This window comes from Pectobacterium wasabiae CFBP 3304 (assembly GCF_001742185.1).
GTDB classification, from domain to species: Bacteria; Pseudomonadota; Gammaproteobacteria; order Enterobacterales; family Enterobacteriaceae; genus Pectobacterium; species Pectobacterium wasabiae.
On sequence record NZ_CP015750.1, the window covers coordinates 1,297,635 to 1,311,134 of the forward strand.

Consider the following 13,500-nt stretch of genomic DNA (forward strand, 5'->3'; position numbering starts at 1 on the left):
GTGGCTGAAATAAGCCCGCGTCCTTTCTACGCGGGCTTATTAACGTCCTCGCCATCGTTATACTGGCGGCAAATCAAACAGCAGAATTTCGCTATCTTCGCTGGCGTGTACGGAAATAGCCGCTTCGTCCCAGACCGCAAATGCATCGCTGGTTTCCGCTTTTTGGCCGTTAATCTCTACACTGCCGCGCACCACTTGAACCCAAATGCGACGATCGGCCTGAATCTGATACACCGATTGTTCCTGCGCTTTCAGCGCCCAGCGCCACAGCGTCATGTCCTGAAAGACTTTCAGCGAGCCTTCACGCGCATCCGGGGACAGCACCAGTTGACGCCCCTGAAGCACATCAAAGCGCTTCTGCTCGTAGCGTGGCGTCAGTCCGGTTTTTTCCGGGATAATCCAGATCTGGTACAGATGCAGTTGTTCGTCCTTGCTGGCATTGTATTCAGAATGACGAATGCCCGTTCCTGCGCTCATAATCTGGAATTCACCCGCTGGCACCTGCTCTTTATTTCCCATGCTGTCCTGATGCTCAACCGCGCCGGACAAGACATAGGTCAGAATTTCCATATCTTTATGCGGGTGCGTGCCGAAACCCTGACCGCCTTCAATAAAGTCTTCGTTAATCACGCGCAGTGCTGAGAATCCCATGAAATCAGGATCGTAATAATCGGCAAATGAGAACGTGTGCCAACTGTCGAGCCAGCCGTGATTAGCATGTCCGCGATCTTGCGCTTGACGTAAATAGATCATGTTCTTTCCTCCTGCGTTTCTGATAAGGAAAGTGTAACGGGCGGTGATAAATAAGATAGCGCAAAAAACTCACCGCTCTGTTCGAAAAATCAGAACGGGATGAAGGGCTGGAGGGAAATGGCAAAAAAAAAGCCAGCACCCGAGCTGGCTAAATAATACTGGAAGCAATGTGAGCAATGTCGTGCCTTCACAGGGAAACCGGACCGTCATCAACACCATTAACACAGGCACATGACACCGCTCCCCCGGAACGCACAGCAATAATAATCATTATCATTCGCACTTGTAAAGTGCTTTTTGCGATAAATTCTTATTCTCAATACGGACCACAGAACAGCGCGTTTGGCTTAATACCGATCGTTTAAACACCGAGATACACGGAGCGAGGAATCCTTACGGGAACCTCATCCCCGTGTTCCTCCTAAAATGAGGATTACGTGACCTGCATTATTCGTTTTGATCCGCTTTTGCTTGTTACTCTGGCTGTGCTAATGACCTTGCCAGCAGCGTGATCGGGTGCTCACATAGCTTGCTAGTCGACATCTCAATCTGCCATTTACAGGTTTCGCAGTCCGTCACCACGATATCAACCCCGCTTTCTTCAATCTGCTGGAACAGCGGAGCGCCAATGCCTTGCGAGGTGGCATAATTCTCTTTCTTAAAGCCGTAGGTGCCCGCAATACCGCAGCACTGGGAATCCAGCATCACCAGTTCAAGACCGGGGATGCGTTGCAGCAGCGCTAAGGTATACGCCGTCCAGCCCATCCGTTCCAGGTGGCAGGGCGTATGATAGGCCACCCGCAGCGGCAATTTACGCAGCGGCAGCGTTCGCCCTTCTTCTTCCAACAGACGATAGAGTTGCCGCGTCACCAGTTCGATACCATCGCGCACGTGCCCATTGTCCACACCCAGCAGATGCGGATACTCATCCCGCAGCGTGAACGTACAACTGGATGACGTCGCAACCACTGGAAGAGACTTATGATTGATCGCCTCATCCAGCGACGTAATATTCGCGTGCGCCTGCTTTCTGGCCTTGTCGTGAAAACCATTGGCAATCAGCGGCACACCGCAGCACTTCTCTTTATTCAGCAACTGAACGCCAATACCCATCGCGTTAAAGACCTGAACCAGATCTTTACCTAACTGTGGATGGTTGTAGTTCACATAGCAGCCGTGGAAATACGCGACCTGCTCATCATAGGCCCGTTGCTTTGCAGCCTGCTGGCGATACCAGCGCCGGAAAGTACCGAACGAATATTTCGGCAACTGGCGACGATGGTCGATTTTCAACGCTTTATCCAACAACTGGCGCACCGGTTTCAGGCTGGTAGCCGTATTGACCAATGGCGCAAACGGCGTAGCAATCGATCCCATGAGGTCGGTATGGCTCAGAATGGCATCGCGCAGCGTCGGCTTATGAGTACTGTGTACCGCTTTCGCACGCTGAATGATGTCGCCGATTTTGACATCCGACGGACACGCAACTTCACAGCGTTTGCAGTTGGTGCAGTATTTCAGCGCATCATCATACAAAGCCGGATCTTTGCGCCGCAGGCGCTCGCCATCCGGCCCAGCCTGTTTCGGGCCAGGATAGAGCGGGTTCACGCGCGAAACCGGACAGTACGTGGTACAGACCGTACACTTGATGCAATCTTCAAAACTGTTGTCGCTAAGCAGGCTCATAGATTGCCCTCCTTCAAAATCTGTTCGGCAACATGGAGCGCACTGAGCAAGGAAACCCCTGCGCCACATCCCTGCACAATGGGGTCGAAACCTTCCAGCACCGCGCCAATCGCATACAGATTGTTGACCGTTTTTCCCCCGATACGCGGATGCAGATGTTCATCGACAATCGCACCAAATTGCATATAAGGTTGCGGCGCAAACACGTCCTGCTGGCTCCAATCCTCGCGCTGCTCAGCAAACCGAACATCCAGCCCAAAGACGGGTTCGGTCACCCGATCGAACTGTGTCACCAGCCCGTTACTGAAGAAACTTCCGCTCGCCAATACCGCATGCTTCGCCCGCAGCGGAATATCGCGATGATGGTGGCTATGGACTGCGATCTCCTGCGGCGACAGTGATGCGCGCACCGCGCGATCGCCCGGCATCACCATGCCGCCCAGTTGGCGAAAACGCTGTGACAGCGCCTGATGTAACCGTAGCCCGAGTACCGACGGCGGTAATGTCGGTAACAACAGCACCGGTTTACCTAACGCATCAGCCAGTTCACGCACGATCTCAGGGCGATCTAGCCCCAGACAGGCAGGCATGATGATGGCGTCGTTACCGTGGGCCAGAAGCGATAACTCTTCCACCAGCGCCGCGCGATTTTCCGGTCGATCAAGCACACGGGCGATATTTACCGCACGGAATTCGCTGGGGTTTTGACGTAACCGATCCAGCACGGGCAGCTTGAGTTCATCACTGCGTGCCGCGATCCCCTGCGTCTGAAGCGTACCGGCCACAATACGAGACTGAAAATCCAGAAAGCCTTCAATACCGGCAATGAGTGGGTTGTCGCCAAAACGGGAATCCGGCAGGCCACGTGTGACGCCGTCCACCGGGCTCAGCCAGCATGCGCGAAATTTACCTAACGGCGTCATACGCCAGTGATTGTGCCGATGGTCGCCCAACAGGGTGATATTGCTGCGCTCCAGCAACGCTTCCACCTGTGGTAGCAAGGCCGATACCGCTGCCGCGCCCATACGGGAATAAGGATGATGAGGAGCCTGACGCGCCAGCGCATCCAGCGCCTCAAGCGGCTGGTTAACGGGCTGCCCGTCAGGAAGATGGGAAAGTAAATCCAGTGCACCGGACGAAAAATGCAGTGCATTCTGCCCAGCGCTGACAATCGCGCAGCGTTTTCCCTGCTCCGATAACCGAATACCGCAGGTCAGCCCCGCCAGCCCGCCGCCGATAATCACAACATCATAGCGCATGACGATCCTCCTGACTGTCGCTGGCCGTCAGACCGCACAATCCCTGATAAATCCAACTGGTAAACTCGCTTTCGCGCAGCGCATTGCCCCACGCAATCGGGCGAATCCCTTTCCAGCGTTCGTTCAAAAATTGACTGAGCTGCGTGAGCGACTGTTCCGGCGTCGCGGTGCCCAGACGGCATAGCAGACCTGCCGCACGGCAGGCGCACAATTCACCCTGACAGGTGCCCATACCAACACGAGTACGCCGACGCAAATCAATCAGGTTATTCACCTGCAACGATTCCACTGCGTAGCGCACTTCTCCCGCCGTCACGGCCTCACATTCACACACCAGGCTGCGATCCAGACGTTCACCGGACAGCATTCTTCCAGCGCGTTCACCGTGGCGGTAAATCGCCGAACCGCGCAGCGGCGCAGAGAGCGGTTTTGCCGCAGGATAAGCAGATAAAGCATGAGGGGCGGTTTTCACCTCCTCCAGCGATTCAGAACCGGGCAGCGGCGTCTGTGCCGTCGAGCAAGCGACGTTATGACCCAGCTTTTTGCAGATAGCGTCCGTCACCCATTCCGCCATCAGGCGATAGGTCATCAGCTTGCCGCCGGTGATAGTAATAAACCCCTCCAGCCCGTCACGGCTGGCATGGTCAAGCAGCACAATGCCGCGACTCACGCTACGCCCGCTAGGATCGCTATCGTTGGCAACCAGCGGGCGAACGCCCGCATAGGCACGTAGAATTCGCGTGCTTGCCAGCGACGGCGCCAACATTGAGCCTTCCCGCATCAGCGTTTCCACTTCAGCAGGCGTCACCAGCATATTGTCGATTTGATCGTAGTCGATGTGGGTTGAGGTGGTGCCAATCAGCGAAATGGTATCGCCCGGCACCAGAATGTCGGCATCTGCCGGTTTACGACAGCGGTTGATCACCATGTTGTTAATGCGGTGCCCAAGAATCAGCAGCGCACCTTTTGCCGGGAACATGCGCACGCGCAGATCGGCATATTCCGCAATGTGTTGTCCCCAAATACCACCCGCGTTGACCACCACCTGCGCATATATTTCTGTTTCTACACCTTTTTTATGGTCGAAAACGCGCACGCCGGTAATACGATCGCCCTGACGAATCAGCCCAATGACCTCATGATAGGTTAGAACTTCCGCGCCATGCTCGCAGGCATCGATCATGTTGGCCGCCGTCAGGCGAAAAGGATCGACAGAGCCATCCGGCACGCGAACCGCACCAATCAACGTCGGATTTGCCGCAGGCTCCAGCCGTAGCGCTTCCTGCGGGTCTATTGCCTGCGCGCCAATCCCTGCCTGCTGGCAAGCGGTAATGAACTGCGTCTGCCAGCCGAGATCGTCTTCCGGCAAGGTGATAAACAGACCGTCGGTTGGCTCAATGCAATGGCGGGCGATCCGCCGGAGGATCTGGTTCTCTTCAATACATTCGCGGGCAGACTCACCATCGGTTACCGCATAGCGGGCACCGCTGTGTAATAAGCCGTGATTACGCCCGGTCGCTCCGGTCGCAATATCATAACGTTCAAGCAACAGGCAGCGCAGCCCACGCAGGGCACAATCCCGTGCCGTACCCGCCCCCGTCGCACCACCGCCGATGACAACCACGTCAGTTTCACGCCAGTTCCCAGTATTTTGCTTCATGTTCTCGCTCCAGGCGGAGGATATAGAGGGTATGTATGTTGCTATTGGGACACAAAAAGGAGGGTTAATGTTTGATAAAGAGCAAAAACGAACACTAAACGAAAATAAATGAGAGTTTAAAAACAATAAGTGTGATTTACATCACTAAAACCACACTGTGGAATTTTCCGATTCTGTTAACATGAGCGCAAAAATCGTCACAGTTTCATAAAAGTGTAACATTAGCGTCATGAATCACACTCATTTGCACGCTATCCCCTTACAATAACGTTCGTAATAGAACAAAAAAGCTATCGTTTTTTTTCGCATTGGAGATATCTATGCTGAGTATTTTTAGGCCCGCCGCCCACCAGCCACGCGTGTCGCAGGATCGTGTCGATCCCCTCTATCGTCGCCTACGCTGGCAGATTTTCATGGGGATCTTTTTTGGCTACGCCGCCTACTATCTGGTACGCAAAAACTTCACACTGGCAATGCCTTATCTGATTGAACAGGGCTTCTCGCGCGGTGACCTTGGCTTTGCGCTGTCCGGTATCTCCATCGCCTACGGCTTTTCCAAATTCATCATGGGTTCGGTATCTGACCGTTCGAACCCACGGGTTTTCCTACCTGCCGGTCTGATTCTGGCGGCTGCCGTCATGCTATTCATGGGCTTCGTACCGTGGGCAACCTCCAGCATTGCAGTCATGTTCGTCTTACTGTTCCTGTGCGGCTGGTTCCAGGGAATGGGCTGGCCACCGTGCGGACGCACCATGGTTCACTGGTGGTCACAAAAAGAACGTGGCGGCATCGTGTCCGTATGGAACTGCGCGCATAACGTCGGTGGCGGGCTTCCACCTCTGCTGTTCCTGCTGGGTATGGCCTGGTTTAACGACTGGAAAGCCGCACTCTACATGCCAGCCTTCGCCGCCATTCTGGTTGCACTCATCGCATTTGCCCTAATGCGTGATACCCCGCAATCCTGTGGTCTACCGTCAGTTGAAGAGTACAAAAACGACTATCCGGTTGATTACAATGAAAAAGATGAAGAAGAACTGACAGCTAAGCAGATCTTCATGCAGTACGTTTTCCCGAACAAACTGCTGTGGTACATCGCTATCGCCAACGTCTTCGTTTACCTGCTGCGTTACGGCATCCTCGACTGGTCACCGACTTACCTGAAAGAAGTTAAACACTTCGCACTGGATAAATCGTCCTGGGCTTACTTCCTGTACGAATATGCGGGTATTCCAGGCACGCTGCTGTGCGGCTGGATGTCCGACAAAGTGTTCAAAGGTAACCGTGGGGCAACGGGCGTGTTCTTCATGGTACTTGTCACCATCGCCACCATCGTTTACTGGATGAACCCAGCCGGTAATCCGGGTGTGGATATGGCGTGTATGATCGTCATCGGCTTCCTGATTTACGGCCCAGTGATGCTGATTGGTCTGCACGCACTGGAACTGGCACCGAAGAAAGCAGCCGGTACCGCAGCGGGCTTCACTGGCCTGTTCGGCTACCTCGGTGGCTCCGTTGCCGCCAGCGCCATCGTTGGCTATACCGTTGACTTCTTCGGTTGGGACGGCGGCTTTATGGTGATGATCGGCGGCAGCATTATGGCTGTGCTTCTACTGATTGTTGTTATGCTGAATGAGAAAAAGCATAAAGCAGAGCTAGCCAACCGCGCCTAACATTTGACGTGTGTTTTATGCGCGGCGTACTTGCTACGCCGCGCATCATCCAACCCCACCGCCTCACCCAGCACGTCGAGATCGTCCTTGGCGATGGATTACTTCAGAAACAGGTCTCGCAGGTAATTCGGCACCGCGCTGTCTGCATTAGAACCAATCACTTCGCGATCTGGCAGTAAATCCTTCAGGCGCTGATGCGCATTCTGCATGACGCAACCTTTACCCGCCATCGACAGCATTTCGTAGTCGTTCATGCCATCGCCAAACGCCACGCACTCTTTGAGCGAGAAGCCGATAATCTTCGCGACCTGCTCTAGCGCATGGCCTTTAGACACGCCGCCCGCCATTACTTCCAGACAACTGAGCGTCGAAAAGCTCACGTTGACCCGATCGCCCCAACGCGCGTTGATCGCTTCTTCCAACGGCAACAGTTGTTCGTGAGAATCGCAGGTAAAGAACACTTTGCTGATGCCATCGGTCTCAAGCAGTGTGGGTTCAAACAGCTTGTATTTAAAGATCGACTCTTTGAAGAAACGCTCTTCTTCAGCACGTGGACGGTTCATAAACCAGTCGTCGTCACGGTAAACGTGCGTCAGCATATCGGGGTTCGTGTGTACGACACTGTAGAGGTCGCGGGCAATGTCCTGATCCAGATTGTGGCTGAAAATCAGCTCGCCCTGCGAGTTGTGAACACGCGCGCCATTCGAGGTAATCATAAACGCGCTGATACCGAGATTATCGCGGATCTGCGCGACATCCATGTGGTGCCGTCCGGTAGCGAACACAAAGTGAATCCCTTTCTCCGTCAGCAGCCGGAGGGTTTCTTTCGCATACGGGGACAGCGAATGGTCAGGTGACAGCAGTGTGCCATCTAAATCGGACGCAACAACATGGTACATAACGATGAGATCTCACTTCTGGTGTAGTGGCGGCACGCGCCGCAAAAATTAATGATAACGCGCAAAGTGCGAAAAAATCAGCGCAAATGCCTGAGCGCGGAGGTGATCTGTTTCAAAGAGAATTTCATGCCGCGCACCGCAGATAACCTGTAAAACGCCGTCAACATTGGCGTTACCGTTCTGCGCCAGTGCCTGACAAAACGTATTCTGACTACGGTTATCTACCACGCGATCTTCCTGCGCCTGCAATAGCAGAAGCGGCGTGGTGATGGCGCTAGCCTGTGACAGCAACTGCTTTCCCACCAGTAGCGCCTCGCGCACCCAATGGTAAGTCGGCCCACCTACGCGCAAATCCGGCGAATCCGCATAAAAGCGAATACTGCGCTGGTAGCGCTCACGGCTGTGCGTCAGCACATTCATCCGATAAGGCAAAGGGCGCCACTGTCCGGTGCCGATCGCGTAATAATCACGTATCGCCGGGCGACGCTCCGCCCAATCGACAATCCATCCAGCCACACAGTGCGGAAGCGGTAAATGAATACCAAACATCGGCGCACACAGTGCCACCGCATCAAACGTCGCGGGTTGGCGAGCCAGAAGCTGTGCCAGAATCGCACCGCCCATGGAATGGGCTAACGCAAACCGTCGGGTATATCGCTTAACGTCAATGTGTTGCTGGCACAGCGTTTCGGCATCATCGACATAATCACTGAAGCGCAGCACGTGTCCACGGTGGCGGTCTTGCAACATCCGTCCAGATCGCCCTTGCCCACGGTGATCCATGATGAGCACATCATAGCCGCGATGAAAAAGATCGTAAGCCACTTCGCTGTATTTAACATAGCTTTCGATACGGCCTGAAAAGACAACAACAATCTTGTCATGCTGGGGCGCGGTAAAACGAACAAACCGGATTGGCACAGCATCCACGCCAGAGAATTCGCCCTCTTCGCGCTGACGCCAGAAATCCAGTAATTCTCCGGTAGCAAACGCGGCAAACTGCGCTTCTCGCGTCAGCAGACTGGTCATTAACGATTCAGGCGTTAACCGTTCCGACGCAAACAACGTATTGGGGCGTTGGATCATCACACTTCTCCGGTGACGCAGGGAAAACAAAGCTAGCGGAAGAACATGACAAGCAGTAGAGCACAAGCGTATTGTGACACAAAAAACAGACAGACTCTCGTAATACAGAACGTGGTTCAGGAGCCGTATTTCATGACATTGGATTGGTGGTTAACCTACTTACTCACAACGCTTATTCTCAGTCTTTCACCCGGTTCGGGTGCCATCAATACCATGAGCACCGGCATCAGCCACGGTTATCGCGGCGCAGCAGCCTCCATCTGTGGCTTACAGGTTGGAATATCCATTGATATCGTTCTGGTTGGCATCGGGTTGGGTGCACTGCTTAATCAGTCCGTGCTGGCTTTTGAGCTTCTAAAATGGCTGGGCGCGGCTTATCTGATCTGGTTGGGCATTCAGCAGTGGCGTGCTGCTGGCGCACTCGACCTTCAGGCGCTTGCCAGCACCATGCCGCGTCGTAAGCTCTTTAAACGAGCGATACTGGTGAACCTGACCAACCCGAAAAGTATTGTGTTTCTGGCAGCACTGTTTCCGCAGTTCATCATCCCCCATCAACCGCAGGCCGCACAGTATCTGGTGCTGGGCATCACCACCATTGTGGTCGATATTATCGTGATGATTGGCTACGCTGCACTGGCTACGCGCATCGCAGGATGGCTGAAAGGTCCACGACAAATGAAGACGCTTAACCGAGTATTCGGCTCGCTGTTCATGCTGGTCGGCGCGCTACTCGCCACGGCGAGAAAAGCCTGATTAAAGCAGCGCGCCGTATCGGATCGCAACGCGCTGTTATTACTCTGGGAGAGACATTCTCACCGAGAAAGGTTAGCGAGAGAAAATCAGGTGCAGGCCAAAACCGGTAAACAACACGCCCGCCACGCCATCCACCCATTTAGCCAGACGCTGATAGCCACGACGTATGGTCGGTAGGGCGAAAACCATCGCAACCAGACTGAACCAGATCAGCGTTTCAATCGAGATCAGCGCAAACAGCCCCCAACGCGCCCCACTGCCGACGCTGTCGCCGACAAACAGCGAAAACACGCTGCCGAAATAGATCAGCGCCTTTGGGTTAGCCAGATTCGTCAGCAGCCCACGCATAAAAGTTTTGCCACGCTGCGGCAATACCACCGCCGTTTCCTGCGTGGTTTCCAACTGCGCTTTACGCCGCGCCGAGCGCAGCATCTGCCAGCCCATCCAGCACAGATACAGCCCACCGCCAACGGTAATTGCCGTATGCAGCCAGGCCATTTTTTGCAACAGCAGGTGCAGCCCCAACAGTGCGATAGCCGCCCAGACCACAACGCCCAGAGAAATACCCAGCACGCCCATCATCGCTTCACGGCGGGAACGACTGGCCGCCGTTTGTGAAACGAAAAAGAAATCCGGCCCCGGGCTCATCAGTGCAATGAAATGCACCAGCGCCACCGTCAGAAATAGCATCAGCATGTTGGTTTTCCTGTTTGTTAAATACACTCAGACAAGACGAGCATCACTCGTCATCATTATCGACATGATCGCGGATCATGTTCATGAAAGGTGCACCAAAACGTTCGAGTTTGCGGTGTCCTACCCCGTTGATATTCAACAACTCACCCGCGGTGATCGGCATCAGTTCCGCCATCTCCAGCAGCGTCGCATCGCTGAACACCACGTAAGGTGGAATATTATCTTCATCCGCAATGGATTTACGCAGTTTGCGCAATTTGGCAAACAGCTTGCGGTCGTAATTTCCGCCGTAAGATTTTTGATTCGCTCGGGGTTTCAGGTTAATCACACGCGGCACAGCCAGTTGCAGCGGCATTTCACCCCGCAATACTGGACGCGCAGATTCGGTAAGCTGTACGGCAGAATGCATCGTAATGTTCTGGTTCAACAAACCCAGATGAATCAATTGGCGCAGCACGCTGACCCAATGTTCCTGCGATTTGTCTTTACCAATACCGTAGACCGGTAGTTTGTCATGGCCGAAGTCACGAATACGCTGGTTATTCGCACCGCGCAGCACCTCAACAATATACCCCAGACCAAAACGCTGCCCGACTCGGTATACGCAGGAGAGCGCCTTTTGCGCTTCAACCAACCCGTCGTAACGCTTCGGCGGATCGAGACAAACATCGCAGTTACCGCAGGCCTCTTGGCGTCCCTCACCGAAATAGTTCAGTAACACCAGACGGCGGCAGGTCTGCGCCTCGGCAAACGCGCCCATCGCATTGAGCTTATGACGTTCAATATCCAACTGCGGTCCGGCGGGTTTCTCTTCCAGACAACGGCGCAGCCACGCCATATCCGCCGGATCGTAGAACAGCGCGGCTTCGGCAGCGAGGCCATCACGCCCGGCACGTCCCGTTTCCTGATAGTAGGATTCGATGTTGCGCGGAATATCAAAATGCACCACAAACCGCACGTTAGGCTTGTTGATGCCCATACCAAAGGCGACGGTTGCAACCACGACTTGAAGATCGTCACGCAGGAACGCTTCCTGCACTTGAGCGCGCCGCTCATTGTCCAACCCGGCGTGATATGCCCCTGCGCTCAGCCCACGAGCCTGCAAACGCGCGCTGATGTCTTCCACGCGGGAGCGGCTATTACAGTAAATGATGCCACTTTTTCCGCGCTGCCCCTGCACGAACATCCAGAGCTGGTCGAGCGGTTTGAACTTCTCCACCAGCGTGTAGCGAATATTCGGGCGGTCAAAACTGCTGATCTGAATCAGCGGCGAGTGAAGATCCAACAGGCGAACAATATCGTTCCGCGTGGTCTCATCGGCGGTGGCCGTCAGTGCAATAAAAGGAAGGTGAGGAAAACGCTGTTTAATCTGCCCCAGCGCCCGGTATTCAGGACGGAAATCGTGTCCCCACTGGGAAATGCAGTGCGCTTCATCCACCGCGATCAGTGAAATCTGCCAGTGGGCGAGATGATCAAGGAAACTGTCCGTTGTCAGGCGTTCCGGCGCGATATAAAGCAGTTTGATCTGGCCGGTACGACAGCCCGCCATTACCTCAAGCTGCTGTTCGCGCGTCTGCGTCGAATTGAGACACGCTGCCGAAACACCGTAAGCCTGAAGCTGATCGACCTGATCTTTCATCAACGAAATCAGCGGAGACACCACCAACGTCAACCCGTCCATCACTAGCGCAGGGATTTGGTAGCACAGAGATTTGCCGCCGCCTGTCGGCATAATGACCAGACAGTCCTGCCCACTGAGCGTCGCGCTGATAATTTCCTGCTGACCCGGTCGGAATTGCTGGTAGCCGAACGTGTCCCGTAGAACCTGAACCGCCAGCGCTTCCTTATTCAATACTTCCGCCGTAGACACGCCTTCCCCAATTCAATGAAATCAAACAGGCGCTATTTTCAGCGCCGTCGGATAAAACTGCAATCGCTAAATCACACGATCGTTAGAACATGTCGTTCAGCGTCACCCCAACACCGAAGCGGGTCTGACGATGGTTGTAATCAATCAGGGATTCACCGTAGCCGCTGAAGACCTTGGTGTAGAAGCGGACATGACGCGTCAGCGGATAGCTCCAGCCCAGTTCACCGCCGCCGTAGCCGCTGTTCCAGTTATAACGCCCTTCCGCGCTAAACACGCTGTCGCCCCACACATAGCCGACGCGTAAACGGTAATGGCCCATGTATTTGGTGATATCCGGATTATCGTCCTCACTGTCGGAGAAACGCACCCACGGCTTCACATCAACCTGCCAGTTGCCGTTTTGCGCCATCAGACGCGCATAAGCGCGGTTCCAACTGCGTGAAGTTGGATCAGAACGGCCGTTAGACTGGTGGTTAAAGCCCACTTCCACATCTCGCAGCGTCCAGCCTGCTAATGTGTAGTGGGTTGCCCAGCCCAGGAAGACCTGTGGCTCATAGTTGGTTTCACGGAACGGAGAAGATTCGCTTTTATTAGACAACTGCCACCAAGAACGCTGTGTATAAGACGCGCCCAGCAGCGAATTATCACCCAGAATACCACGCCAGATCGGGAACCCGAGGCTCAACTGATAGTGCACTTCATCTTTACGTGCTTCATCGCCCCAGTTATAACTCTGTATCGCCGTCTTATTGATGTTACTGGTATAGGTATACAGTAAGTAGTTGCTTTCGTAAGGATAAAGAATAAACGGGGTATCGTGCTCTTGTAACAGGCTAGCGATAATACTGCCACGAACCGCCGGTTGATTCGGCGCAGGTGCGTTGGTCGTATCTTCAGCATGAGCCTGTGCCATCAGTAATGTTGCCAGTGCGAGTACTATTTTACGCATTCATTTTCTCCGACATAGTTTTCCTCAGGCATTCTTTTATCCAAATAAATGCTTTTATTTAAATAAATTCTTTTATGTAAATAAGGATAAGCTCTTCCCCACTCAAACCCGCCATTCTACACAGTTCAACGGCGTTTGAATTACCGTTCCCCGGTTTCTCGGCTTTTTCTGGCAAGAAACAAAATCAATGCATAAAATAAACATCCACATAACAAAAAG

Annotated in this window: 11 protein-coding genes; 2 read left to right on the top strand and 9 right to left on the bottom strand. The window is 53.8% G+C overall.

All coding sequences use genetic code 11. The features are described 5' to 3' along the window. Positions 1–57 precede the first annotated feature (57 nt). From A7983_RS05850 to glpA, 4 genes are all read right to left on the bottom strand, one after another. The gene (locus tag A7983_RS05850) at positions 58–753 is read right to left on the bottom strand and encodes a pirin family protein (protein ID WP_005969267.1); all 696 of its coding nucleotides are present in this window, start codon (positions 751–753) and stop codon (positions 58–60) included. A gap of 474 nt (positions 754–1,227) precedes the next feature. Next, positions 1,228–2,439, bottom strand: a complete 1,212-nt coding sequence (gene glpC / locus A7983_RS05855; RefSeq protein ID WP_005969264.1) for an anaerobic glycerol-3-phosphate dehydrogenase subunit GlpC — start codon at positions 2,437–2,439, stop codon at positions 1,228–1,230. After that, positions 2,436–3,698, bottom strand: a complete 1,263-nt coding sequence (gene glpB / locus A7983_RS05860) for a glycerol-3-phosphate dehydrogenase subunit GlpB (RefSeq protein ID WP_005969262.1) — start codon at positions 3,696–3,698, stop codon at positions 2,436–2,438. The genes glpC and glpB overlap by 4 nt, the downstream gene beginning before the upstream one ends. Beyond that, entirely contained in the window at positions 3,688–5,358 is a 1,671-nt protein-coding gene (glpA, locus tag A7983_RS05865) for an anaerobic glycerol-3-phosphate dehydrogenase subunit A (RefSeq protein WP_005969260.1), read from the bottom strand. The genes glpB and glpA overlap by 11 nt, the downstream gene beginning before the upstream one ends. A 320-nt stretch (positions 5,359–5,678) precedes the next feature. On the opposite strand from glpA, the gene glpT reads away from it, so the two are divergent. Continuing rightward, complete coding sequence (gene glpT / locus A7983_RS05870; RefSeq protein ID WP_005969258.1) at positions 5,679–7,028, top strand: glycerol-3-phosphate transporter; 1,350 nt, start codon at positions 5,679–5,681, stop codon at positions 7,026–7,028. Positions 7,029–7,126: 98 nt separating this feature from the next. Here the strand turns inward: glpT and yigL are convergent, their stop codons facing one another. Then, entirely contained in the window at positions 7,127–7,927 is an 801-nt protein-coding gene (gene yigL / locus A7983_RS05875; RefSeq protein WP_005969256.1) for a sugar/pyridoxal phosphate phosphatase YigL, read from the bottom strand. A gap of 48 nt (positions 7,928–7,975) precedes the next feature. Then, positions 7,976–9,013, bottom strand: coding sequence for a lysophospholipase L2 (gene pldB / locus A7983_RS05880; protein WP_005969253.1), 1,038 nt, complete (start codon positions 9,011–9,013; stop codon positions 7,976–7,978). Between the two features lie 132 nt (positions 9,014–9,145). Between pldB and rhtB the strand changes: the two genes are divergently transcribed. Further along, positions 9,146–9,766 (top strand): homoserine/homoserine lactone efflux protein, encoded by a 621-nt coding sequence (rhtB, locus tag A7983_RS05885; protein ID WP_005969251.1) that lies wholly within the window; start codon positions 9,146–9,148, stop codon positions 9,764–9,766. Positions 9,767–9,838: 72 nt separating this feature from the next. Here the strand turns inward: rhtB and rhtC are convergent, their stop codons facing one another. The 3 genes from rhtC to pldA all read right to left on the bottom strand — a co-directional run bounded on the left by rhtC (position 9,839) and on the right by pldA (position 13,281). Then, positions 9,839–10,462, bottom strand: a complete 624-nt coding sequence (gene rhtC, locus A7983_RS05890) for a threonine export protein RhtC (protein ID WP_005969249.1) — start codon at positions 10,460–10,462, stop codon at positions 9,839–9,841. A gap of 43 nt (positions 10,463–10,505) precedes the next feature. Next, positions 10,506–12,332, bottom strand: coding sequence for an ATP-dependent DNA helicase RecQ (recQ, locus tag A7983_RS05895; protein WP_005969247.1), 1,827 nt, complete (start codon positions 12,330–12,332; stop codon positions 10,506–10,508). Between the two features lie 82 nt (positions 12,333–12,414). After that, entirely contained in the window at positions 12,415–13,281 is an 867-nt protein-coding gene (gene pldA / locus A7983_RS05900; protein WP_005969245.1) for a phospholipase A, read from the bottom strand. Between the last annotated feature and the right edge of the window lie 219 nt (positions 13,282–13,500).

Excerpts from the sequence above, each read along its gene's own strand:
- rhtB (WP_005969251.1), top strand. The coding sequence starts at position 9,146 with ATGACATTGGATTGGTGGTTAACCTACTTACTCACAACGCTTATTCTC.
- rhtC (WP_005969249.1), bottom strand. The coding sequence starts at position 10,462 with ATGCTGATGCTATTTCTGACGGTGGCGCTGGTGCATTTCATTGCACTG.
- glpA (WP_005969260.1), bottom strand. The coding sequence starts at position 5,358 with ATGAAGCAAAATACTGGGAACTGGCGTGAAACTGACGTGGTTGTCATC.
- pldB (WP_005969253.1), bottom strand. The coding sequence starts at position 9,013 with ATGATCCAACGCCCCAATACGTTGTTTGCGTCGGAACGGTTAACGCCT.
- glpB (WP_005969262.1), bottom strand. The coding sequence starts at position 3,698 with ATGCGCTATGATGTTGTGATTATCGGCGGCGGGCTGGCGGGGCTGACC.
- A7983_RS05850 (WP_005969267.1), bottom strand. The coding sequence starts at position 753 with ATGATCTATTTACGTCAAGCGCAAGATCGCGGACATGCTAATCACGGC.
- glpC (WP_005969264.1), bottom strand. The coding sequence starts at position 2,439 with ATGAGCCTGCTTAGCGACAACAGTTTTGAAGATTGCATCAAGTGTACG.
- pldA (WP_005969245.1), bottom strand. The coding sequence starts at position 13,281 with ATGCGTAAAATAGTACTCGCACTGGCAACATTACTGATGGCACAGGCT.
- yigL (WP_005969256.1), bottom strand. The coding sequence starts at position 7,927 with ATGTACCATGTTGTTGCGTCCGATTTAGATGGCACACTGCTGTCACCT.
- glpT (WP_005969258.1), top strand. The coding sequence starts at position 5,679 with ATGCTGAGTATTTTTAGGCCCGCCGCCCACCAGCCACGCGTGTCGCAG.